The organism is Clostridium thailandense (assembly GCF_019207025.1).
GTDB classification, from domain to species: domain Bacteria; phylum Bacillota; class Clostridia; order Clostridiales; family Clostridiaceae; genus Clostridium_AM; species Clostridium_AM thailandense.
In genome coordinates, this window is the sequence record NZ_JAEEGC010000089.1 from 20,886 (window position 1) to 44,411 (window position 23,526).

The 23,526-nt window shown below is 29.2% G+C and carries 21 protein-coding genes; 15 read left to right on the plus strand and 6 right to left on the minus strand.

The features are described 5' to 3' along the window. Positions 1 to 149 precede the first annotated feature (149 nt). Together I6U48_RS16790 and I6U48_RS16795 are read right to left on the minus strand one after the other, a co-directional pair. Positions 150 to 512 (minus strand): hypothetical protein, encoded by a 363-nt coding sequence (locus tag I6U48_RS16790; RefSeq protein WP_218321621.1) that lies wholly within the window; start codon positions 510 to 512, stop codon positions 150 to 152. A gap of 50 nt (positions 513 to 562) precedes the next feature. Further along, the gene (locus I6U48_RS16795; protein WP_218321622.1) at positions 563 to 748 is read right to left on the minus strand and encodes a hypothetical protein; all 186 of its coding nucleotides are present in this window, start codon (positions 746 to 748) and stop codon (positions 563 to 565) included. 523 nt (positions 749 to 1,271) lie between these two features. Here I6U48_RS16795 and I6U48_RS16800 point away from each other — a divergent pair. The 10 genes from I6U48_RS16800 to I6U48_RS16845 all read left to right on the plus strand — a co-directional run bounded on the left by I6U48_RS16800 (position 1,272) and on the right by I6U48_RS16845 (position 15,213). Continuing rightward, on the plus strand, positions 1,272 to 2,177 hold the full coding sequence (locus tag I6U48_RS16800; RefSeq protein ID WP_218321623.1) for a sensor histidine kinase: 906 nt from the start codon (positions 1,272 to 1,274) through the stop codon (positions 2,175 to 2,177). Positions 2,178 to 2,340: 163 nt separating this feature from the next. After that, complete coding sequence (locus I6U48_RS16805; RefSeq protein ID WP_218321624.1) at positions 2,341 to 4,053, plus strand: methyl-accepting chemotaxis protein; 1,713 nt, start codon at positions 2,341 to 2,343, stop codon at positions 4,051 to 4,053. A 152-nt stretch (positions 4,054 to 4,205) separates the two neighbouring features. Beyond that, positions 4,206 to 5,645 carry an NAD(P)/FAD-dependent oxidoreductase gene (locus I6U48_RS16810; protein WP_218321625.1) on the plus strand — a complete coding sequence of 480 codons (1,440 nt, stop codon included), beginning with the start codon at positions 4,206 to 4,208 and terminating at the stop codon, positions 5,643 to 5,645. A 141-nt stretch (positions 5,646 to 5,786) separates the two neighbouring features. After that, positions 5,787 to 7,952, plus strand: coding sequence for a YhgE/Pip domain-containing protein (locus tag I6U48_RS16815; RefSeq protein ID WP_218321626.1), 2,166 nt, complete (start codon positions 5,787 to 5,789; stop codon positions 7,950 to 7,952). Positions 7,953 to 8,087: 135 nt separating this feature from the next. Continuing rightward, complete coding sequence (gene fliD / locus I6U48_RS30350; protein ID WP_218321627.1) at positions 8,088 to 9,323, plus strand: flagellar filament capping protein FliD; 1,236 nt, start codon at positions 8,088 to 8,090, stop codon at positions 9,321 to 9,323. Between the two features lie 381 nt (positions 9,324 to 9,704). After that, positions 9,705 to 10,688, plus strand: a complete 984-nt coding sequence (locus I6U48_RS16825) for an asparaginase (protein WP_218321628.1) — start codon at positions 9,705 to 9,707, stop codon at positions 10,686 to 10,688. A 71-nt stretch (positions 10,689 to 10,759) separates the two neighbouring features. Further along, the gene (locus I6U48_RS16830) at positions 10,760 to 11,206 is read left to right on the plus strand and encodes an Lrp/AsnC family transcriptional regulator (RefSeq protein ID WP_218321629.1); all 447 of its coding nucleotides are present in this window, start codon (positions 10,760 to 10,762) and stop codon (positions 11,204 to 11,206) included. A gap of 102 nt (positions 11,207 to 11,308) precedes the next feature. After that, complete coding sequence (gene aspD / locus I6U48_RS16835) at positions 11,309 to 12,943, plus strand: aspartate 4-decarboxylase (RefSeq protein ID WP_218321630.1); 1,635 nt, start codon at positions 11,309 to 11,311, stop codon at positions 12,941 to 12,943. A 199-nt stretch (positions 12,944 to 13,142) separates the two neighbouring features. Continuing rightward, complete coding sequence (locus I6U48_RS16840; RefSeq protein ID WP_218321631.1) at positions 13,143 to 14,204, plus strand: glycosyltransferase family 4 protein; 1,062 nt, start codon at positions 13,143 to 13,145, stop codon at positions 14,202 to 14,204. Further along, positions 14,194 to 15,213 carry a lysylphosphatidylglycerol synthase transmembrane domain-containing protein gene (locus I6U48_RS16845; RefSeq protein ID WP_218321632.1) on the plus strand — a complete coding sequence of 340 codons (1,020 nt, stop codon included), beginning with the start codon at positions 14,194 to 14,196 and terminating at the stop codon, positions 15,211 to 15,213. Before I6U48_RS16840 ends, I6U48_RS16845 begins: the two co-directional genes overlap by 11 nt. Positions 15,214 to 15,236: 23 nt before the next feature. Here the strand turns inward: I6U48_RS16845 and I6U48_RS16850 are convergent, their stop codons facing one another. Beyond that, positions 15,237 to 16,388: a glycosyltransferase family 4 protein gene (locus I6U48_RS16850; protein ID WP_218321633.1), complete on the minus strand. Its 1,152-nt coding sequence runs from the start codon at positions 16,386 to 16,388 to the stop codon at positions 15,237 to 15,239. Positions 16,389 to 16,672: 284 nt separating this feature from the next. On the opposite strand from I6U48_RS16850, the gene I6U48_RS16855 reads away from it, so the two are divergent. The 5 genes from I6U48_RS16855 (at position 16,673) to I6U48_RS16875 (ending at position 20,253) form a co-directional block, all read left to right on the plus strand. Next, the gene (locus tag I6U48_RS16855) at positions 16,673 to 17,548 is read left to right on the plus strand and encodes a DUF1002 domain-containing protein (RefSeq protein WP_218321634.1); all 876 of its coding nucleotides are present in this window, start codon (positions 16,673 to 16,675) and stop codon (positions 17,546 to 17,548) included. 172 nt (positions 17,549 to 17,720) lie between these two features. Continuing rightward, positions 17,721 to 18,452 carry a phosphatase PAP2 family protein gene (locus I6U48_RS16860; protein WP_218321635.1) on the plus strand — a complete coding sequence of 244 codons (732 nt, stop codon included), beginning with the start codon at positions 17,721 to 17,723 and terminating at the stop codon, positions 18,450 to 18,452. A gap of 131 nt (positions 18,453 to 18,583) precedes the next feature. After that, positions 18,584 to 18,772, plus strand: a complete 189-nt coding sequence (locus I6U48_RS16865) for a DUF896 domain-containing protein (protein ID WP_218321636.1) — start codon at positions 18,584 to 18,586, stop codon at positions 18,770 to 18,772. Between the two features lie 13 nt (positions 18,773 to 18,785). Then, on the plus strand, positions 18,786 to 19,715 hold the full coding sequence (gene hprK / locus I6U48_RS16870) for an HPr(Ser) kinase/phosphatase (RefSeq protein ID WP_218321637.1): 930 nt from the start codon (positions 18,786 to 18,788) through the stop codon (positions 19,713 to 19,715). Next, a complete protein-coding gene (locus I6U48_RS16875; protein ID WP_218321638.1) occupies positions 19,705 to 20,253 on the plus strand; it encodes a 5-formyltetrahydrofolate cyclo-ligase in 549 nt (182 codons plus the stop codon). Before hprK ends, I6U48_RS16875 begins: the two co-directional genes overlap by 11 nt. Before the next feature lie 27 nt (positions 20,254 to 20,280). Here I6U48_RS16875 and I6U48_RS16880 read toward each other — a convergent pair whose 3' ends face one another. The 3 genes from I6U48_RS16880 to I6U48_RS16890 are packed head-to-tail and all read right to left on the minus strand — an operon-like array spanning position 20,281 to position 23,490. Beyond that, positions 20,281 to 21,120: a PHP domain-containing protein gene (locus tag I6U48_RS16880; protein ID WP_218321639.1), complete on the minus strand. Its 840-nt coding sequence runs from the start codon at positions 21,118 to 21,120 to the stop codon at positions 20,281 to 20,283. Between the two features lie 37 nt (positions 21,121 to 21,157). Beyond that, positions 21,158 to 22,213 (minus strand): flavodoxin family protein, encoded by a 1,056-nt coding sequence (locus I6U48_RS16885; protein ID WP_218321640.1) that lies wholly within the window; start codon positions 22,211 to 22,213, stop codon positions 21,158 to 21,160. 20 nt (positions 22,214 to 22,233) lie between these two features. Beyond that, complete coding sequence (locus tag I6U48_RS16890; RefSeq protein WP_218321641.1) at positions 22,234 to 23,490, minus strand: Rossmann-fold NAD(P)-binding domain-containing protein; 1,257 nt, start codon at positions 23,488 to 23,490, stop codon at positions 22,234 to 22,236. Positions 23,491 to 23,526: the final 36 nt, after the last annotated feature.

A 23,526-nucleotide genomic window follows, 5' to 3' on the forward strand; every position in this document is an offset into this window, starting at 1 on the left:
GTTAGTGTTAAAATTATCTACAAAATAATTGTTTAATTTTAAAGGAGTTGTTACACTAAGAATAATATTAGCAATACATTAGTTTATCAATAATTAACAAACTAATGTATTAGTATAAAAATTTCTCAATGTGGCAACTCATTACATTTTTAATAAGTTCCGGAATTGGCAATATTATAAACTAACTCCACTTCGTTCAGCTCTTTAAGTTCTAATGAATTTACTTCAAATCGGCAGTTTAAAAAAACTATATTTTCTAATCTCAATATACCTTGAGTTATTTGCAAAATTTTTTCATAAGAATTACAACTTATCTTGCAATCAAGGTTGTTTTTAAATATCCTAAAATTCATATTGAAACATCTCGGGCTATTTGTACAAAATTCAAATTCATCTATTGATTCACCTACAAACTTTGCACAAATACGCTCCAAGTATTTAGTAACATTTCTTTTATTTATATATTTATTATCATTTGATTTTAAAGTTATATTTGCCTTCAAATAAATCAACTTGCTTCCCCCCTATGTAATCAAATCTCTAAGTTTTGTATATTTTATGCTTAAACCAATATTATTTCTATAGAATGAATATTGTTATCTGATTCATATGAATCATTATCATTATTAGAATTTATAATCATAGTATTTAGAAGTTCTAAAGCAGCTGAATCTGATTCGTCTTGCTTAGAAAGCTTATGAAGTAAGATATCCCCATCTTTAAATTTAACGATTATTTTTTTAAACATTAAAAATTCCTCCCCATCTAAAAAAATTTAATGATTTTTAATCGTGCGTCTAACCAAGAAAATATAAATATATGTTTTTATTATACAAAGAATAATAATTATTTTAATATAAATGTCGTGAAATGATGATATTTAAGCTTGAAATGCATATTGTTATATATTAGAGACTAAAAATATGCAATTTATGCAATGTGCATTGTTACAATTAACTGAATTTTGTTAAAATAATAAAAAAATACAATTAAGTCCTAATAAATCAATGAATTTATGTTGTAGAAATAAAAAAATATTGAATTAGAAACAAAATAGAAAAATTATTTTTTGACTCTGTATTGCAATATTCAAAATATAATGTTAATTCAAAAGACATCTTTTAAATTTATTTGTTTATAATTTTATATTGGAGAGGAGGAAAATTAAAAATATATCTGCAACATGATAAATTAGAAATTCATATAGTTGATGATGGAAATGGAATACCTAAAGAAAAAATGAGAATTAATATAAGAAAATGAGGGATAGCATGTTATATAGAATATTAAGTAATCCAAATGGAAAAGAAAAAATTATACGAAATAAATATATGTCATTGAGAAAAAAGAATGAGAATTTACAGAAGAACTATAATAAATTTGATTTTAAAACAGAATTTTTAAGTAATATATCCCATGAATTTAATACTCCATTAACTCTAATTTTAAGCATATTGCAATTTATGGAAATTTCCGCCGAAAAAGAAATCTATAACTACGATAGTGAAAAATGCGAAAAATATATAGGCATTATGAAAAAAAACTGTTTTAGACTTATAAAATTGACAAATAATATTATAGAACTATCAAAGATAGCAAATAATGAAATCAATTCAACCTTTATGAATTATAATATTGTGAATATAGTAAAGGGTATTAGCCTTTCTTCAGCAAATTATGCTGAAAAAAAAGGAATTGGTCTCACTTTTGATACATCTATTGAAAAAAAAATAGTATCTTGTGACAAAGAAATGTTAGAAAAGATAATGCTTAACCTTTTATCAAATGCTGTTAAATTTACTGAACCAGGCGGAAATATTAAAGTAAGGATAGAAGATAAGTTAGATAGCGTTGATGTTTTGGTTAGTGATACTGGTATAGGAATTCCAGAGTATAAACTTAAAGAAATATTTTCTCCCTTTGCACAAATGGACAAGTCCTTTAGAAGAAATCATGAAGGATGTGGTATTGGTCTAACTTTAGTAAAAGCTTTAGTAGAATTGTTAGGTGGAAAGATTAAGCTTTATAGTAAGCTTGGAGAAGGAACTAATGTTGTTGTAAATATTCCAACTAATGTGGCTGATAACAGTATAATTTTGAAAAACGATTTTATTAGTTACTATAATGACGAAAAAGTAAAAATTGAATTTTCAGATATATGTTCTTTTATAGAATAGGTTATAAACTACATATTTAATGATTGGTTCATGATACAAATTGAATGCTCGAAAATCATATATCTTTTTCCTGTTTACTATTGTTATATAAATAAAGATACTAAGAAAATTAAAAAATTTACTGGTAAAATCGTCAATGGAACTCTGAAAAAGGAGGATATATATGAATATAAAGAATATTAAACTAAGCACAAAGCTTTTTATTGCCTTTACAATAGTTCTAATTTTTATGGGTACTATTATATTAATTGGAATTAGTAGTTCTAATAATATAAAAACGGTATTTATTGAGACAAGTGATTACAACGAAAAGGTTAAACTTTCTAATAGTATGAGAGGGCATATAAATAAAATTGTAATATCAATTAGAAATATTGCAATAAGCACTGACATGACTTATATGATTAGTGAAAGAAGACTAGTAAACGATGAACTTCACAAATATGATACTGAGAAAAAGAAACTTCAAAAAATGATAAGTTCAAGTGAAGAAGAAAAGCTTTTTCAAAACATTAACAGCAGCACGGAAGCTGCAAATACAGCGTTTAGTAAAGCGATAGAATATGGATATAAAAATGACATAAGTGATGAGGCAATCGATTATATATTGAAAGATATGAGTAAATCTCAGCAAGATTTATTAACTAGTATACAGTCAGTTATTGATTATGAATATCACCAAATGGATAAATATATAGGAAATACAAATGGTACTATAAACTCATCTATGTTACTTATGAAAATATTCGGAATAATAAGTATAATCATTTGTGTTCTTTCTCTTATGGTTATTCTTAGGCAAGTGAAAAGTCAAATAAAAATCTTATCTGATGCTGCAAATAATTTAGCTTTGGGAGATTTAAATGTTTGGATAGATTTAAATAGTGAAGATGAGCTAGGAAAATTAAGCCATAACTTAAATGATGCAGTAAAAAATACGCGAGATCTAATTGATGAAATTATGTCAAATTCGTCCGATGTAAGCAGTTCCAGTCAGGAACTTTCAGCTGTAGTGGAGGAAATTTCATCTAAGCTTGAAATGATAAATATATCTGTAAAGGAAATAACCGAAGGTATAGAAGAATCTAGTTCTTCTTCAGAATTAGTAACTTTAGCTGTTGCTGAAATAGAGAAAACTATCGATAATATTGCAATTAGAGTGGAAAGAGGAAATAAGGCAGCTAAAGAAATAGAGAGTCGAGCGGTAGTAATGAAAGATAATGCAAAAAATTCCAGAAATATCGCTATAAACATTTACAGAGAAAAGCAAAATCATATAGTAAAAGCTATCGAAGAGGGAAAAGTTATACAGGAAATTAAAGAGATGTCTCAAGTTATTGGAGAAATTGCGAGTCAAACAAATTTATTATCACTTAATGCAGCTATAGAGGCCGCAAGAGCAGGTGAACAAGGAAATGGATTTTCCGTAGTAGCTGAAGAAGTAAGAGAACTTGCTGAACAATCTGCTCAGACTGTATCTAAAATTCAAGAAGTTGTAAAACAAGTAGAGAATGCTTTTAAAAATATCTCGCAGAATGCCAATGATATATTAAAATTCATAGATGAAAATGTATCTGCAGATTATGACGTTTTAGTTAATACAGGAGAGCAATATCAGAAAGATGCTGAGTTTATAAGTATATTGGTTCAGGATTTCAATGAGAATATAAAAAAGATAGTTACTTCAATGCAGGAAACACACAGATCCATAGAAAATATATCTACAGCAATGATTCAATCTAGCACAAGTTCTGAAGAGATACTAGAAAGTATTACTGAAACCTCAAAAGCTATGGAGGAGATCGCTAAAGCCGCAGAAAGTCAATCTTTGCTTGCAGCTACTATGAATAATTCTGTACAGAAATTTAAAATATAGATAAACTTTAATTTGTGTTATTAGATATTAATTATTCATTAATAAAAAAATGGCAAAAAGGTCAAATCTTATGTTATAATGTTATTAAATAATATAAATTATTAATTATTGAAATAGCGAAAAAATATTTTCAATTCTATGGAGGTGCTTTTATGTATGATGTAATTATAATTGGGGCTGGGGTAATAGGTGCAAATATCGCTAGGGAACTCTCGAAATACAAACTCAACGTCTGTATTATTGAAAAAGAAGAGGATGTAAGTTGTGGTTGCTCTAAGGCCAACAGCGGAATTGTACACGGCGGCTACTCAGATGAACCAGGTACCTTAAAAGCAGAATTGTGTGTACAAGGTAATAGAATGTTTGCGAAACTTGAACATGAGTTAAATTTTGGATATAGAGAGACTGGATCTTTAGTACTTGCATTTTCAGAGGAAGAGAAAAAAAATTTAGAAGAACTTTATGAAAATGGTATTGCGAGTGGCGTAGGTGGAATGGAAATAATAGATGGTAATGAAGTAAGAAAAATGGAACCTTACATAAGCAAGGATGTAAAATGGGCGTTGTATTGTAAGGATTCAGGAGTATGTTCTCCTTATGAATTTACTATAGCCCTCATTGAGAATGCCATATCAAATGGTTTAACTTTAAAGTTAAACCACGAAGTTCAAAATATAGAAAATTTAGGTGAAAGGTTTAAAGTTATAACTAACAGAGGCCAGTTTGAAGCTAAATATATTATAAATGCAGCAGGTGCTTATAGTGATAAAGTTTCAAGGATGTTAGGTATAGGAGATTTTGATATTTTTCCAAGAAAAGGAGAATATATTATCCTTAATAAGGATCAAGCCTATTTAGTGAAAAGGGTGATATTTCAAGTACCAACAAAAATGGGAAAAGGAATACTTGTGACAACAACATATCATGGGAATCTTATGATAGGACCAGATGCACAGCAAATATCGGATAAAGAGGATGTATCTACAAGTGAAGAAGCACTTAAAGCTATTGTTGAAGCAGCAAGAAAATCTGTCACAGGTTTTGATATAAAAAAGGCTTTGACCTCTTTTGCGGGAGTTAGGCCTACTAACACAAGAAAGGATTTTATAGTAGAGGAGACGAAGATAAAAGGGTTTTTAAATGTTACAGGGGATTCTCCCGGGCTAACTTCTTCGCCAGCTATTGCTAAAAAAGTATTATCCATATTAAATAATTCAGGATTAAATTTAGAAGAAAAGAAGGACTTTAATGCATATAGAAAAGCTATAGTAATTAAGAAGGATGATAACTTTGATGGAGATGTAAATTCTGAGGATCCAAATAAGCATATAATATGCAGATGCGAAAAGGTCACAGAAGCAGAAATTATAGACGCATTAAAAAGAGAAATTAATATAAATTCTATAAATGCTGTAAAAAGGCGTACAAGGGCTGGAATGGGAATGTGTCAAGGGGCGTTTTGCGGACCTAGAGTAAGGAAGTTAATTGCAAAGACTTTAAATATAAAAGAAGAGGATATAACCCAAAGCAGCAGCAAGTCTTCTGATCTTCATAGCAGAGTAAAAAGATTGAAGATTATGGGAATAGAATAAATTTTGAAAGGCATTAGATATTTGCTTATCTAGTGCTTTTCTTATTTCAGAGGAATTCAGTATTATTTCTCATATTAATGGAGAACCTAAATTTGATATATAAATAACTAATACTTAAAAGAAGGAGATTTTAGGTATCCTATGAATACAATATTAAGAATTTACAAAAGAGATCTTAAGAGAATAATCATAAATCCTGCTCTTATCATAATATTAATTGGCTTAATTATTGTACCAGCGTTATATGCTTGGATAAATATAATTGCTTCTTGGGATCCATATGGAAATACAAAAAATTTGTCAGTGGCAATAGTAAATAATGATAAAGGTGCAGCTTTCAAAAATATGCATATCAATGTAGGAAAGGAAGTAGCTGATAAATTAAAAACAAATCAAAATATAGGATGGACATTTGTTAATCAAAATGAAGCTGAAACAGGAGTAAAGTATGGCAAATATTATGCAAGTATAACTATTCCAGAAGATTTTTCAAGAGATTTGTTATCTATTGCAACAAGTAAAGAACCAGAAAAAGCTAAATTAATTTATTCAGTAAATGAAAAAGTTAATGCTATTGCACCTAAAATAACGAAAAGCGGATTAACAAGCTTACAAAGCGAAATAACATCATCTTTTACTCAAGAAGCGAGTACTACGGCGCTTAATTATATGAATGCTTATGGGATTGAATTAGAAAAAGCCAGACCCGAACTAGAAAAGTTTATGAACTTAATATCTAATATAGATAATGATTTACCTAAGGTAGGAGATGGCATAAATGCTGCATATCAGTTATCTAATGATATGCATAATTATATACAGAATATTGAAGGAAGCATTCCCATTGTAACAGATACTTTAAATAAATCTGCAAATATTGTTAAAGCGAGTAGCGATTTTTTGCTCAACGCTAAAAATAAAATGAAAAATATACCAACTAATGTTAATACAGATTTAACTACTGCAAAAAATAATGTTGATTCAACAATAGAAAGTCTTAATAGTATTATTACTTCTATTAATCAAGGCAACGTTGATCAGATTCAAACGTTAAAATCAATATCCGATAAGCTTAATGCTGCAATTACAAGTATTGATAATAATATAAGTATGATGCAATCAATCAATAATGTTCTAAATAGTAATGCTGTATCTAATTTTATAAGTAATTTACAAGATATACGAGATAGATTAGCTCGAGATAATGACAATTTAAATAATCTCATTAATACATTAAATAAAGGACAACAGATTTCTACTTCTGCGCTAAAAGCTATCATTCAAAATGTTACTATAGCTTCTCAGCTCATAAATGATTCAATAAACAATTATAATAACAATATTGCACCCCTTGTAACTAAGTTTACGGATAATTCAATGGGAATAACAGATAATTCATTAAAACTCTTACAAAATGCACAAGACAATATGCCATTAATTAATAGCTTATTAAAAGATGCGGACGCAGCTACTAACTTAGGAGTATCACAGATTAAAAATATTAAAGATAAGTTTCCAGCAATTCAACAATCTATACATAGCACTGTTGGTAAATTTAAAGACTTTAGTAGTGAACAAAAATTTAATGATATTATAAATCTACTTCAAAGCAATACGAAAGCAGTAAGTGATTTTTTATCTAATCCGATAACTTTGGTTCAAAATCGAGTGTTTCCAATACCTAATTATGGTTCAGCTATGACTCCTTTTTATACTACTCTTGCCATTTGGGTAGGTGCATTTACATTACTTTCGCTATTATCTATAAAAGTTGAACCTTTAGAGGATAATAAGAAAGTTAGCGCAAAAAAAGAGTTTTTTGGAAGATACTTGACTTTTGCTACTATTACAGTTATCCAAGCTTTGGTTATTAGTTTAGGAAATCTTTTTATACTTAAAACTTATGCTTTAAATCCGATTATTTTTATACTATTTTCTGTGTATGTAAGCATAGTATTTATAATGGTCATATATACTCTGGTATCAGTATTTGGAAATGTAGGAAAAGCATTAGCATTAGTAATTATGGTATTACAAGTTTCTGCATCTGGAGGAACTTTTCCTATACAACTCACCCCAAGATTTTTTCAAAACATAAGCCCACTATTACCTTTTACCTATGCTATAGGAGGTATGAGAGAAGCAGAAGGAGGGATTATTTGGAGTTCTTTATACTATAATATAGAAATTTTATCTATATATTTTTTTATATCAATAATAATTGCAATTTTTCTAAAAGAAAAAATCAATAAAAAATCTGAAAAGTTTATCAGTAAAATAAAAGAAAGCGGTTTGATTGGAGAGTAGTTGGTAGGGGATACTATAATTGAAGTATCTCTTTATCATTTCTTTAATCTGTGATAATTTAAACTTGTAGTAATGATTTCCAAAAATAATACGATAAAAAATTAGGGGTGAAAAAATAGTAAAGGAGGAAAGAGTGTGTATATTAATAATATGGTGAGATATGCTTACTATTCGAATTTATGGAACAATAACGTGTCAACATCTAGTGCTCCTATGATTAATTCCGTGAATCAATCTGTAAGAACTGCACTTAAATCTACCGAAGTTAATAACGTAAGCAATTATAATATTCATAAATTAACTTCAGCAGTATCCTTGAAAACAGATGCTGAACAGCTATCAAAAAGTGCGAAAAAAATTACTAATAATACGGATAGCGGAACCTTTGCACAAAAGGTTGCTTTGTCCGAGGACAGCACTAAAATTACAGCTTCTGCAGAAAATGGAGCCTATAATACAACTTATGCGATTAATATAGATCAAATAGCTAAGGCTCAAACAAACGCTAGTAATTTAGTGGACAAAAGTCAACTAAGTTCAATGCAGGCAGGAACTAATACCATTAGTATTACATCTGGAGGAAAGTCTAAGGATATAGACTTTTCTATATCTAATGGGGATACTAATGAAGTAGCATTAAATAAAATGGCAAAAGCAATTAATGCTTCTCAGTCTGGAGTAAATGCATTAATAGTAAAAGACAGTTCAGATAATAATATTAAGTTACAGCTTACTTCGGACAAGACTGGTACGAGCAATGTATTTTCTATTACTGATAAGATTGGAAATTCAGTAGCAAGTACAGGGATAAATAGTATTAGTTCAAATGCAGCGGATGCTAAATATAAGTTAAATAATATTGAATATACTTCTAATAGTAATGAAGTAACTACAGGTGGAGTAACCTTCACTTTAAAGAATACAACAAGTAATGCAGTTAAAGTAACAGTTAAGCAAGATAGCAGTAAGATTGGTGAAGATATAAACAATTTTGTCCAAGATTATAATAATCTCATTAAAGATGCAAGAAACAGCGGAATAAGTAATAGTAATGCATTAAAAGGAATTAACTCAATAATTGATAGAAGTAAAAGCAGCTTAGAGAAAATAGGAATTACTGTAAATAAGGATGATACTCTTTCTGTAGATAAGAACAAACTCAACAACAAAATAGAGAATGATATTAAAACGGTAAAAGATACCTTTAATAGTTATCAAGGCGTAGCAACTAAGATTAAAAATTATTCAAGTTCAATTGCAAAAAATCCATTTACAGCAGTTGGAGTTAATACTATAGATGTTTATAATAAAGGATTAATATCATCCTCTAACTATTTAAATCAAGGTTCAGTATTAAATTTATATCGTTAAAGCTTAATAAAAAACTATTTCTAATTGGATCTCATTTTGTTTGCTAGCACCCCTCAAATTTTACAAATAAAACGAGATATGAATAACGGACTGCAAATGAGTACTTGCAGCCCGTTTTTGTATTTCTTAATATATGAGCTTACATTCGCAGGATATATCATTATTAAATTAACCATTTATTAAAAATACGTTTTTATAATAAATAAAATTTAAAAAATAGATAATTAAATAATCAAAAATAAATATATTACCTTATTAAATATATGTACGCTATTTATTCAATATGCTAAAATGTAAATAATTCAAATGCGAACTCATGAGTTTCAGTAAATATATATTTAAACTTTAGTTTTGTACAATAATAAGAAGAGGAGCATTAATATGAAAAAAATTATTATAATATTTACTGGTGGAACAATATCTATGAAGAAAGACGAAACTAGTAATGCAGCAGTACCAACTATGAGTGGAGAGGACATATTAAAAGTTACTCCGGGGATTAAAAATATTGCAGATATTCATTTTTTAGATTTTGGCATGCTGCCAGGCCCACATATGACACCAGAAAAGATGTTAGAGTTATCAAATATAATAACTAATAAAATTGAAATTGAGGGATATGATGGAGTTGTAATTACTCATGGAACAGATTCACTTGAGGAGACAGCATATCTTTTAGATTTGACTTATAATGGATCAAAGCCAGTAATATTTGTAGGTTCAATGAGAAATAGTTCAGAACCTGGATGGGATGGACCTCCGAATCTAATAGATGCGGTACATACTGCCATATCCGAGGAATCAAAAAATAGAGGAGTTATGGTAGTAATGAATGGGGAAATACACTCAGCTTCTCAGGTAACTAAAACAAACACTCATACATTAGATACCTTTAAAAGTAAAGACTTCGGGCCTATCGGGTTCGTAGATAATAATAAAGCATATTTTTACTATAGCTATACTAAAAAGCAATATATACCTGCAAAAGAAGTTGACAGTAGTGTAGATCTTATAAAATGTGGATGTGGTATGGATGATCGTATCTTAAAATTCTGTGTAGATTCTGGAAGTCATGGAATTGTAATTGAAGGTATGGGAAGAGGTAATATTCCTCCAAAAATGGTTTCAGGAGTCGAATATGCATTAAGTAAAAACATACCAGTTGTCTTGGTTTCACGATGCCTTATGGGTAGAGTCCTTGATGACTATGGCTACGAAGGAGCTGGAAGAGAACTTACTGAAAGAGGCGTAATTCTTGGAGATAATCTTCCAGGACAAAAGGCTAGGATAAAGCTTATGGTAGCACTAGGTCACACTAAAGAAGTATCAAAAATTAAAGAAATATTCGAGAAAAATTATTACTAAAAATTAAGCACAAATTTCAAAATAATAAATATGGATTAAAAATAAGATCTCTTTTTCTAGGAGGAGTATTTATGGATTCTACAGATTATAAAATTATAGAAATACTTTTAGAAGATGGCAGAATGCCTATGAAAGAACTTGCACAAAAAGTAGCACTTAGTGCTCCAGCAGTAGCTGAAAGGGTAAAAAGACTTGAAGAAGACGGCATAATAACAGGCTACAAAGCAGTAGTAGACTATGAAAAGCTTGGAAAAAAGATTAATGTACTTATAAATGTAGGCATGAATGTTCAAAGGGCAGAAAAGTTTATGGAATTTGTTAAAAATGAAAATTCTATAATTGAATGTCATCATGTTACAGGCCCTTACTGCAAGATTTTGAAAGCTAAATTTGAGGATATAGCAAGTTTGGAAAATCTTATTGGTAAGATACAGCAATTTGGCAATACAGAGACATTTATAATACTCTCTTCAATAGAAAAAGAACATATAATAAGTTACGAAAAAATACCTAAGTAAGTTGTTTTGTAAAATAAATACCTAAATATTTAACTTTGTATATAAAAAAGATAAAAATATCAATTATATAGCAAATAGAGCTTAAACAGGAGGATGTATATTATGAATAACTTTAGTCTTCAACGTAAAGAAATTGAAAAAATTTATGGTAAAATTAGTCCATTTGAACTTAAAGATAAATTAATTGGTCTTGCAGAGGAATCAAAAGAAAGCGGTACACATTCATTACTTGATGCAGGTAGAGGAAACCCTAATTGGATTGCAGCAACACCAAGAGAAGCTTTCTTCACCTTTGGACAGTTTGCTATTGAAGAAAGCCGTAGAGTATGGAGTGAAAATGATTTAGCTGGTATGCCAAAGAGAGAAGGAATTTCAGAGAGGTTTATAGAATTTGTAAAAAATCACCAGGATGCTCCAGGAATTGATCTTCTTAGTAAGATGATTAATTATGGTGTAACAGTTAAAGGCTTTAAGGCAGATAATTGGATTCATGAACTAGCAGATGGAATTATTGGTGATAACTATCCTCAACCAGATAGAATGTTAAGACATATTGAAAGTGTTGTTAATGATTATCTTATTCAGGAATTATGCTATAATGAACCACTTGAAGGAAAGTTTAATGTATTTGCTGTTGAAGGGGCTACTGCAGGAATGTGTTATATCTTCGATAGCTTAATTGCAAATAATATATTATCAAAAGGTGATAAAATTGCACTTATGGCGCCAATTTTCACACCTTACCTTGAAATACCTCATCTACCACGTTATAATTTTGATGTTGTTAAAGTTTTAGCTGACGAAACAGATGAAAATGGAAACCGCATATGGCAATATTCTTCTTCAGAGATGGATAAACTAAAAGATCCAGATATAAAAGCATTATTTATAGTTAATCCAAGTAATCCAGCATCCATTGCAATGAAACATGAAACTATAAATTATTTAAAACATATAGTAGATAACTATAACTCTGATTTGATGATTATTTCAGATGATGTATATGGTACTTTTGTGGATGACTTCCGTTCAATAATGGCTGATTTACCATATAATACAATAGGAGTATACTCTTATTCAAAATACTTTGGAGTAACTGGTTGGAGGCTAGGGACTATTGCCCTTTATGAAAAAAATGTATTCGATAAATTACTAAGAGAACAGGATGAAGACAGAAAAGAGAGAGCAAGAAGACGTTATTCAGGAATTTCCACTGACCCTGATTCAATTCCTTTTATAGATAGAATAGTAGCAGATAGCCGTCAGGTGGCACTTAATCATACTGCAGGGTTATCAACACCTCAACAGGTTCAAATGGCATTCTTTTCGTTATTTGCTATAATTGATAGAGAAAACAAATATAAACAATTAACAAATAGTATTTGCCGCCGTCGTAAAAAGCTTCTATTTGATGGTTTAGGATTGGATTTGAGGAAAGATCCTTTTGATGCTTCTTACTATACTCAATTTGATTTATTGGAGTGGGCAAGCCACAATTACGATGATGAATTTGCAGATTATTTGCAAAATAATTATAAACCAGTAGATATTCTTTTAAGATTAGCAGAACAATCTTCTATTGTACTATTGAGTAGTAGCGGCTTTGATGGTCCAGAATGGTCTATTAGAATATCTCTTGCTAATCTCAATGATGAATCTTATCCTAAAATTGGACAGGTACTTCGCAAAATATTAGGAGACTATGTTGCAGAGTGGAACGAATCTCAAAATTCTTAAAATTTATAAACACATACAGCCAAAAGTAAAATTGTACTCTGCTTTATGAGTCTAAGCTTCAGCCCTATAAAAATTTTTAACTCCAAAAGCCTATGTTGTGGTAGATAACCATGATATAGGCTTTTTTTGAGAATATATAATAAAAATTTGCAGAAACTAAATGAGATGGACAAAAGTTATTTGAGAGGGGGATTTTAGCATGCCTAGTATTAACATGCTTTCTTCTGCAGAAAAAGTAAAAGGTCAAGGTGTGTTGGCTGCTTATATTGAGCAAGTCAATTTAGTTAAAAATGGACTACAAGATAACTTTAAAGTAAGTGTAAACAACTTTAAAATATGCGACATAATGCATTACCATACCATTGATTTTAAATTTTTTTTAAGTCTACCTTTTGTAAAATTAGTAGGTACAAGTGTCGCCTATGTTCATTTTGTTCCAGATACTATAGATAATAGTTTGAAGTTACCCCATATTATAAAAGAACTAGTTTATAAATATATAATTTGGTTTTATAAAAGTATGGATTATTTAGTAGTTGTAAATCCATGCTTCATTGATGTCTTGAAAAAGTATGAAATAGAAGAAAAAAAGATAACTTATATTCCTAACTTTGTGTCGGAAGAAAATTTTTATAAATATGAAGAAGAGAGTGTAAAAAAGATAAAACAAAAATTTAATATTCCATTGAAAAAGTTTGTAGTTTTAGGTGTAGGTCAAGTTCAGCATAGAAAGGGTATACTAGATTTTATTAGAGTTGCAGAAAAACTTCCGCAGATTCAGTTTATATGGGCAGGTGGCTTTTCTTTTGGCAAAATAACAGATGGATATAAGGAATTAAAAAAAATCATGAAAGCGCCACCTAAAAATGTAATGTTTCTAGGGATTATTGAAAGAGAAAAAATGAATGATATTTATAATATTGCAGATGTAATGTTTTTACCTTCTTATAACGAATTGTTTCCTATGTCTATTCTTGAAGCTATGGCATTAAAAATTCCTATACTCTTAAGGGATTTAGATATTTATCATAACATTTTGTTTGATTTTTACTTAAAAGGAAAAGATGTAATGGAATTTACACAGTGCATAGAAAATATAGAGAATAACGAAAAAAGCTATAAATTATGGTGTAAAAAATCATGGCAATGTCATCAATTTTATTCTAAAGAACATGTTTTAAGTATGTGGAAGCAGTTTTATGACAAAATATACCATGAGAAGAATAAAAGAAAATTTAGGAGAAGCTTAAATGAAAAATAAAAAACTAAATATAATTGTTGTAGCAATTTCAGCTTGTATTTTTTTTTCATTTTTTATTTTTAATAAGGGTTTCGGTTCTCTAATCAAAGAATTAAAAGCATTAAATATGTATTGGATTTTTTTTGCCTTAATGAGTATTATTTTATTTTGGACATTTGAAACAATGATTCTACACACGATAACAAAAAAGCTTTATTCTAAAGAGTATTCATTTTTTCAATCAGTAAAATTTCAAATGGTTGGGCAATTTTTTGGTGCTATTACACCTTTATCAGCTGGAAGTCAACCTGCTCAATTGTATGAAATGACAAAATATGGAATACCCGCAGGACTTTCAGGCTCTATATTAATGATAAAATTTATGCTGCATGAACTAATAAATATATTTTATTTATTAGTAGCATTGTTGTTTAGGTTCAGTTATTTCAATTCTAAAATTAAGCATTTCACATATTTTGCCCTTTTAGGCATTGTAATTAACATAGCAGTCATGCTATTTGCAATATTAGTTGTAGTAAATAGAAGAATAACAGAAATTATTATGCAGTTTATTTTAAAAATATTAGGCGCTATTCGAATCTTAAAAGATGTAAAAGCAAAACAGAAAAAAGTTGAAGAGGAATTAAAAAGCTTTCATAAAAATGCACTATTAATGAGAGAACATATAGATATGTGTACTTATGTTTTAATTTATACACTTTTTCAATGGCTTACTTATTTTAGTATTCCATATTTCATCTATAGAGGTTTTGGATTTAATTATCAAGATTTGTGGACTATTATGGCTGCACAAGTTTTCTTAACAGTTTTTATGTCAGCAATACCTCTTCCTGGAGCAGAAGGAGGAGCAGAAGGAGGGTTTTATGTAATTTTTAAATTATTTTTTAAATCTAATACTATCATTACAGCTCTTTTTATATGGAGAGTACTTACATATTATCTATCTATTGCAGTATCAAGTGCATTTATTTTAGCAATTTCTAATACACATTTAAGAAAAAAATGCTGACAGTACTAGGCTGCAGCATTTTGCTATTTTGAATTTAAAATTTTTTTATAAGTTTCAACTACTTTGTGTGTAAAGATATCGCTGGAATATTGTTTTGTAGTGCGAATTGCTTCTTGAGTTAGTCTGCTTTTTAAATCTGTATTTTGCAATATTTTATTTATGTAATGACTAAATTCCTGTGGGTCTTTATAAAAAAATCCATTTTTTCCTTGTGTAATGATTCCATCTATACAAGGATCATATTTACAAACCACAGGACATCCGCTGCTCAAAGCTTCGATATAGGTCAATCCCTGAGTTTCACTTGTAGATGCAGTAACAAATAGTTCTGCTATTTTATAGTATTTATAAATCTCTTCTGGCTTTATCATTCCTGTGAAAATAACTTTTTCTTGAAGTTCTTTATTATAGACTTCTTCTTTTAGATTTTGTAAATAGGGTCCGTCTCCTACAATCAAGAGTTTTATATTCTTAATTCTTTCCGTAACTGTATGAAAAAGAGTCAAAATTTCACTTATGTTTTTCTCTTCTCCAATTCTACCAACATAGGTAATAATCTTATCCGTATTTTTGATTCCTAATCTTGATAAGATTTCTCTTTTTTCAGTTGATTTAATGGGTTGATAAAATCTATTTAAATCAATGCCAGTAGGTATTATATGAATAGGCTTATTTACACCATAATTAAGCAGTATGTTTTTTGTTTTTTCTGTTGGAGCAATTACTCCATCAAAAGTATTTAAAATAAAGCGAGTAATTAATCTAGCTGTACTTTTTTTTATAAGTCTCCCACGAAATAAATAACCTAAGTATTCTTCATACATGGTGTGGTAAGTGTGGAGTTGAGGTATATTTATTTTATTTGCAATGTATTTTGCTGCAAGTAGGGTAGAAAATTCCGTTTGAGAATGAATCAAATTTGGTCTCCACTTTATAAGTTCATCTAGAATTTTATTGCAAAAGGGAACTTTAATTCTTGCATTGGGATAAACTCCAATGGAAAATGACTTTAGATAATATATATCTCCTACAATTTTTTCATAGCCAGTAGGGGATAACGTTAAGATTTTGACATCATGATTATTATTTTTTAATTCTTTATATAAATTATATGTTGAAGTAACAACTCCATTGATTGTAGGTAAATAAGTATCAGTGGTTATTAAAATTTTCATCTTTTATCTCCTAACCTAATTGGAATTTCATACAAGTGTATAAATCTTCATTATTAATTATTGTTTCCTAATAATAGATTAAAAAACTATATTATAATAAAAATAATAGCATCATTTAATAAGGCACTTGCTAGGAAATGAAGGTGGACATTTTATTAGATATTTTAGAAGGACTGATTAAAAACAAAGGACTTATAGTGGAAAGTTCATATTTATTTAAATTTAATTTTAAAGATTTATGATATAATTAAATAGAAAAATACAGAAATAAGGAGACATAAGGTATGAAATTTAAGACAATTGTAAGTAAACTATTAGTTGCAGCTTTTGCTATTTCTACAGTAATAGCTGTTCCGCTGCAAAGAGTTCATGCAGATGCTTATAAGGTTGTTACTTTAGGAGCTGATTTGACTGATGCCCAAAAGCAAGATATGCTTAAATATTTTGGTGTTAACAAAAATGAAGCTAATGTATTAGACGTAAATAGAGATGAGGAAATTAAATATTTAGCTAATATAGCTTCTGAAAAGGAAATAGGTACAAAATCCATATCCTGTTCTTACGTTGAACCTACAAATAGTGGTGGTCTAAATATATCTACACATAATATTTACTGGGTTAGTGATAGTATGATAAAGAATGCTTTAATTACTGCTGGAATAAAAAATGCCAATGTAAAGGCAGCGGCACCTTTCAATGTATCTGGGACAGCAGCTCTTACAGGAATATTAAAGGGTTTTGAAAATAGCAGTGCAGGAACAAAAATTGATGAAAATAAAAAGAAAACAGCTAATGAAGAATTGATGGTTACTGGTAATCTAGGCGAAAAAATTGGACAAGATAAAGCTGCTGGATTAATAAATGAAGTGAAAACAGAGGTTGTAAAAGATAAACCTAAAAGTGATGAAGAAGTAAAAAAGATAGTAAATGATGTTGTTAGTGGTTATAAATATAAATTAAGTCAAGACGATATTGATAAGATAACAAATTTAATGAAAAACATAAATAGTTTAAATTTAAATTTTAATGATTTAAAAGATCAATTAAATAGTGTTAAAAGTCATCTTCAATCAGTATTGCAGAGTGATGAAGCTAAAGGATTTTTCGCTAAATTATGGGCTGCCATTAGTAGTTTCTTCTCAAACATATTATCAAAGTAATTTAATTGCTGATTATTGGTATTCGCGAAATTGTTTTGCAAAAAGTTTAAATAACAAATGGTAAAATATAATTTTATTTATATTAATCTTGAAGTCATATATTTATTGGCTATAATAAATATATGACTTTAAATGTTTATTATAGAAATAATTCTAGCTAGGAGAATAAATTATGTCACAAATTAACTTGAATAGACTAAATTGTAAATCTATTAAAGAAAAGAACACTTTGTTTATGTGCTTTGTAATAACTTTAATTTTAATATTACTGGTAATCTGTTCAATAATAATTACAGAATATTTTAGAACTGGTCAAATACTCTTAGATATAAGAGCAATAAACTATGTTTATTCTATAAGAACTAAGGAGTTAAATAAATTTGCTATTGCGGTGACTAACACTGGTAATCCAGTATCAATTATTATAGCTACAATAGTGATAAGCTTGACTTTTTATTTTTTAAAAAAGAAAAAAGAATCAGTTTTTTATTTTTTGAATATTTTAGGAATATGGATACTTAATGAAAGCATTAAAACCATTTTTAAAAGACAAAGACCAGATATGATAAAGTTGGTTCATGCATCTGGATATAGCTTTCCAAGTGGCCATTCAATGGTTTTTATGACAGTATCACTTGTTCTTGTGCTATTAATTATAAATTATATATCAAATAGATACTTAGCATTTAGCTTAAGTTTGCTAATAATTGTATATGGATTCATGATTGGTATAAGTAGGGTATATGTGGGTGTTCATTACTTGAGTGATGTCATATCTGGTTGGACTTTTTCAGCTGTTTGGACTCTGATAAGTATTATAATATATAAAAAGACAGTAATTAATTCGGAGTCAGCAATAAATTATAATAATTCCGATATAAATAATAATTATTCAAAAAATTAAATATAAATTTAATTTTTATGCAAAAAAATAAAATAATGCAGCATTTTAGCAAAAAATTCTTTATACCTTTAGCAAATTTAGGTATAATGTAATATAAAAATGTAATTATAATTATAGTAGGGGTGAATAATATGAAAATCGAAGAAGTAATTGAAAGAATAAACTTTTTATATAAAAAAAGTCAAGGAGAAGGGTTAACTGAAGAAGAAAAGATTGAACAACAAAAATTAAGACGACATTATATAGATAATGTGAAAAGAAACTTTAGAGCTCAATTAGATTGTGTAAAAAGAGTTCCAGATAAAGATAAATTAAGCTAAGGGGAGAATACAAATGTCAGTAAGAGTAAATGATCTTATAAAAGATTTAAGTTTAGAAGTACTAAGCGCTGGAGAAAGAAATAATGAAATAACTGTAAGCGATATAAACAGACCTGGTTTGCAATTTTCAGGTTTTTATAATTACTATGCAAATGAAAGAGTTCAGGTGGTTGGTAAAACTGAATGGAGTTTTTTAGATGCCATGCAGCCTGATTTGAGACTGAAAAGACTTAGAAAGTATTTTGAGTTTGATAATCCTTGCACTATAATAACTAGAGGTCTGGAACCTCATTCTGAATTTATAGAGAGTGCGAAGCAAAATAAGAGATGGGTTCTAAGAACAGACAATCTATCTACAAGACTTATAAGTAAGATTATGAATTACCTAGATGATAAATTAGCACCAGAGACAAGATTACATGGTGTGCTAGTGGATGTATACGGTATAGGTATGCTGATTACAGGTGAAAGTGGAGTAGGAAAAAGCGAAACTGCATTGGAGTTGATTAAGAGGGGACATAGATTAGTAGCAGATGATGCAGTTGATATAAAACAAATAGATGGGGAACTATATGGTACTTCACCATATATTACATCAGGCATGATTGAAGTAAGAGGTATGGGAATAATTGATATACCAGCATTGTATGGTTTAAGTTCTATACTAAAGACAAAAAAAATAAATATTGTAACATATCTTGAACAGTGGAAAACAGATGAAAATTATGATAGACTTGGAATAGATAAGGAATATTTAAATATTCTCAATGTGCCTGTGAGAAAACTGACAATTCCAATTAGACCAGGAAGAAATCTTGCTGTGATCATTGAAGCAGCTGCAGCTAATTATAGATATAGTTTTATTACTAATGTTACTCCGGTAGATATCATAGGCCAAAGAATGTTAGAAGAAAAAGAAAGAAGGGAACATGATGGAGAGTAAAAAAGACATTAGGAAAAGTATTAAAAGTAAAAGAGCAGCATTAACAAATGATGAAAGAGAAAAGCTTAATAAAGCTTTATACGAAAAGACTATAAATAGTGAGTATTATAAAAATGCTAATACTATATTCGCGTTTGTTAGTTATGATACTGAAGTGGATACCCATAGTATTATTAAAAAGGCCCTAGAAGATGGAAAAACAGTATGCGTACCTAAGACTATATCCATGGAAGAAGGAATGTTAGCTATTAAGCTAAATAGTTTTAATGATATGGCTGAGGGCAACTATGGAATATTAGAGCCTAAACTTACAACTCCTAAAATAGAAGAAAATTTAATTGATTTAGCTTTTATTCCAGGACTTGCTTTTGACAAGCGAGGTGGAAGAGTCGGCTATGGTGGCGGATTTTACGACAGATTTATGAACAATATGAGAAAAGAAGCAAAAAAAATTGGACTAGCATATAGCTTTCAAATATTGGACGAGGTTCCAATGGAAAAGCATGATTTATTTATAGATGGAATAATTACTGATTAATGTGAAAAGGGGCAAATAGTTGCCCCTTTAAATATTGTTAAGCTTGTTTAAAAATAGTTCTATACCTTTTTCATCTAAAAATACTTCGCCTATAGTAGAAGAGTGTTTTGAATCATTATCAGATATGCCGTGAAAATCTGAACCTGCAGTTATAATTTTTTTATAGTCATTAGCATAATTCAGCAATTTCTTTGTATCTTTCTCGCTATTCATGGGATATATGGCTTCTATACCATGAAAAGGAAGTTTAAGAAGCTCTTCTAGGTTTATGTTTTTTATTAATACTGGATGCGCTAGTACAATCAAGGCATTTATAGATTGTAGAAGCTTTATTCCTTCTTCTGTACTAAGCTTTTTATTGGGGAAATAAGCTGGACTGCCTTCTCCGATAAACTTTTCAAATATATATTCCCAACTATAATCATAACCTGCCTCTATTATCGCTTTTGCAATATGAGGTCTTGCGACAACACCATGAGTATCCTTCAATATCTTTTCATAGTTAAGGTTTATATTAAAAAATTCATGTAAGTTTTCTACGATTTTTTTAGCTCTATATATCCTATAATTAGTTATATCTTTTAGAAAAATTCTAAATTCTTCATGTATTAGAGATACATCTTTAAAATATCCTAATACATGTACATTTTTACCATTATACAGAGTAGAGAGTTCTAAACCAGGTATAACTTTTACACCCATATTATTTCCTTCCTCTATTGCTTCTTCTACACCTGCTACAGTGTCATGATCTGTTACTGCTATTATATCTACTTTTTCTTTTTTGGCTAAGTTAACTAATTCCTTTGGTGACAGTTTACCATCAGAATTTTTAGTATGTAGGTGAAAATCACCTTTTTTGTACAATAAAATCACCTTCTTGTTAAATATACTGCAGTAACTATTATAAGCCCTCAGATATATGTTTGGCAAAAAGTTTTGCCTTGTCTTTTATATTATTAATTTTAAATATAGAATTAGGATCATTTGCTGTTTCAGTAATTATTGCGTAAGGAGGAAGTCTGAAACCTTTATTCAAATTTAAAGCACCAATAAGTTGTTTTGCCACGGAATCACTACCAGAGTTTCCAGATACAACAACACCAAAGATTGATTTATTATGAAAAGATTTTTTAAGATATAAAACTGTAAGTCTGTTTATTGTGGCGGTTAAATTAGCAGCAATGGCATCATTATAATTTGGACAGAGCCAAACTAAGCAATCAGCTTTCTCAATAGCTGGAAGCACATTTTCTGTCATAAAACCACCATAAAAACAACTGTTTTGTTTTCCGTAGTGAATACACAATTTATAGGAGCAGCCTTTACAATCTAGTATTTTGCCATTGTCAATTTGGATTTCGTTAATATTAAAATTGTTTAAATGTTTAGAAACCATACGCCACAATTCTAACGTATTTGAGACCTTATGTGGTGAAGAATATAGTACTATAATATTTTTCTGCATTTTATTGCTTTTAATAGAATTATATTCAGAAAGTCTTTTACCAAGTTTATTGCACAAATGAATAGATATATCTTTAAGGGACATCTGTAGAGTTTTTTGCCAGGTTAAAAAGTTCCTTAGGTCATAAGTAGCCTCAATTAATGGATGACCTATAAAGTTACATCCCATATTATTTGCCATAAAGATTATATCTTGTGCAGCCCTCTTTGTTCCAAGTTCATTTAAGCTGTAAATAAGAAGAGCTGCTGTAGAACCATAGAAAACATCATTGCCTCTATTCTTTAGTGAATTAAAAAACTTAAGCATTGGTAAGTCAAAGCCTGTAAATTCTAACTCCAGTGCGAACAATATTTTTTTATTTTTCAAAGAGCTGCAGTCTTCAATTTTTTTTATATACTCAACTGAAGTGAAATTTTCACTGAAGCTTTCTATCATAAGTTTAAGTTGTTCTGACAAATTTTCATTTGGAGCTATAATATACAGCATCTCCATATGCTCACCCCATATCTTATTTATAATACTGAATTATAAGTGTCCAATAATTTGTTGAAAAGTTTATTAGGCATATTTTTATAAAATTCAAGTTCTACGCCCTTTGGCAGTAATCGATTTCTGCATCCCATAAATTTCCCACCTATAAAGGTAGCACTATAATGCCAATTACCTTTTATAGTAGCTATAATAGATAACGCTCCAGAAGATAATGCAGGAGCTATATAAGGTTTAAATCCTATAGAACGAACCTCTAAATTAGCTTTTCGAGTTTTAGTTGTTAAATAGTCTGATATTTCTTCATTATAGTTATTAATGCTATCAGCAATTATGAGGCCTTCACCATGAGGACCAAAGGCTCTTCCTTCTTTTAAATAATGTTTGGACTCTTCTCTTTGCTTAGCATAATAACAAGCTCTAGCATTCATGACCCCAAGTCCATAGCCTCTTATTTTTTCAGGCAACAATGGTGTCTCCCCATCTAAAGAACCTTCAAAAGCTGATTTGCAAAGTAAATCAACAGGGTCTGAAACTACTGAAAATATACCTTTAAAATTTCTTTTAGACGCAAGTTCAGCATAATAGCGCACTATTTTTGAATTACCTTGAAATTGAACAAGTCGAACATCAGAAGCTTCTGTGCCTATTTCGGGAACACCAACAGATACACAAAAAACAAACATGTCACAGTTAAATAGATCATCTTCTTTAATATAGTATATATTAGGATAACTGGCGTCAAATTCTGGAGGTAAAATCTGATTACATTCATATTCCCATCTTTTTGCTTTTTTTTCATCTTTATCATATATATTAATTCGAGATATGCAATCGCTGCCTAATAATCTGAGTCCTGTAACTAGTGTTCCACCAACATCTCCGAGACCAACTACTGTTATATTCCATTTGGCTAAATCTTTTTTAGTGTCAGATAGTACTTGAAAGGAATCCTCAAAGGCTTCCTCCCAATTTGTGTATTCTGTATTTATAGAGATAACGTTTCTATCAGCTATATGCTTTAGGAGCCAATTAGGTATATTTAAGTTGTTGTTATAGGTATATTTTAACATATTTAAGCTTTCTTTATCAATAAATAGGTTCTCGGGAGATGTAACATAGTAAGATCTCTTGGATTTTTCAGGATTAATACTATTTAATGTAAAGATCTCTCCAGTAAAATTCTTAGCATGTTCTTCAGTAATTTCTTCAAAATCGTACTTTCTATTTGAAATTAACAATCTATTTTTAAATTTATAGTAAAGTAAGTCTTTAGGCATAAAGCAACACAACCTTTCGCTAAAATTTAATGCAAA

Coding starts and splice junctions, on each gene's coding strand:
- I6U48_RS16875 (WP_218321638.1), top strand. CDS start 19,705: ATGGAGAGTAAAAAAGACATTAGGAAAAGTATTAAAAGTAAAAGAGCA.
- I6U48_RS16810 (WP_218321625.1), top strand. CDS start 4,206: ATGTATGATGTAATTATAATTGGGGCTGGGGTAATAGGTGCAAATATC.
- I6U48_RS16830 (WP_218321629.1), top strand. CDS start 10,760: ATGGATTCTACAGATTATAAAATTATAGAAATACTTTTAGAAGATGGC.
- I6U48_RS16840 (WP_218321631.1), top strand. CDS start 13,143: ATGCCTAGTATTAACATGCTTTCTTCTGCAGAAAAAGTAAAAGGTCAA.
- aspD (WP_218321630.1), top strand. CDS start 11,309: ATGAATAACTTTAGTCTTCAACGTAAAGAAATTGAAAAAATTTATGGT.
- I6U48_RS16855 (WP_218321634.1), top strand. CDS start 16,673: ATGAAATTTAAGACAATTGTAAGTAAACTATTAGTTGCAGCTTTTGCT.
- I6U48_RS16850 (WP_218321633.1), bottom strand. CDS start 16,388: ATGAAAATTTTAATAACCACTGATACTTATTTACCTACAATCAATGGA.
- I6U48_RS16885 (WP_218321640.1), bottom strand. CDS start 22,213: ATGGAGATGCTGTATATTATAGCTCCAAATGAAAATTTGTCAGAACAA.
- I6U48_RS16815 (WP_218321626.1), top strand. CDS start 5,787: ATGAATACAATATTAAGAATTTACAAAAGAGATCTTAAGAGAATAATC.
- I6U48_RS16825 (WP_218321628.1), top strand. CDS start 9,705: ATGAAAAAAATTATTATAATATTTACTGGTGGAACAATATCTATGAAG.
- hprK (WP_218321637.1), top strand. CDS start 18,786: ATGTCAGTAAGAGTAAATGATCTTATAAAAGATTTAAGTTTAGAAGTA.
- I6U48_RS16865 (WP_218321636.1), top strand. CDS start 18,584: ATGAAAATCGAAGAAGTAATTGAAAGAATAAACTTTTTATATAAAAAA.
- I6U48_RS16805 (WP_218321624.1), top strand. CDS start 2,341: ATGAATATAAAGAATATTAAACTAAGCACAAAGCTTTTTATTGCCTTT.
- I6U48_RS16845 (WP_218321632.1), top strand. CDS start 14,194: ATGAAAAATAAAAAACTAAATATAATTGTTGTAGCAATTTCAGCTTGT.
- I6U48_RS16795 (WP_218321622.1), bottom strand. CDS start 748: ATGTTTAAAAAAATAATCGTTAAATTTAAAGATGGGGATATCTTACTT.
- I6U48_RS16860 (WP_218321635.1), top strand. CDS start 17,721: ATGTCACAAATTAACTTGAATAGACTAAATTGTAAATCTATTAAAGAA.
- I6U48_RS16890 (WP_218321641.1), bottom strand. CDS start 23,490: ATGCCTAAAGACTTACTTTACTATAAATTTAAAAATAGATTGTTAATT.
- I6U48_RS16800 (WP_218321623.1), top strand. CDS start 1,272: ATGTTATATAGAATATTAAGTAATCCAAATGGAAAAGAAAAAATTATA.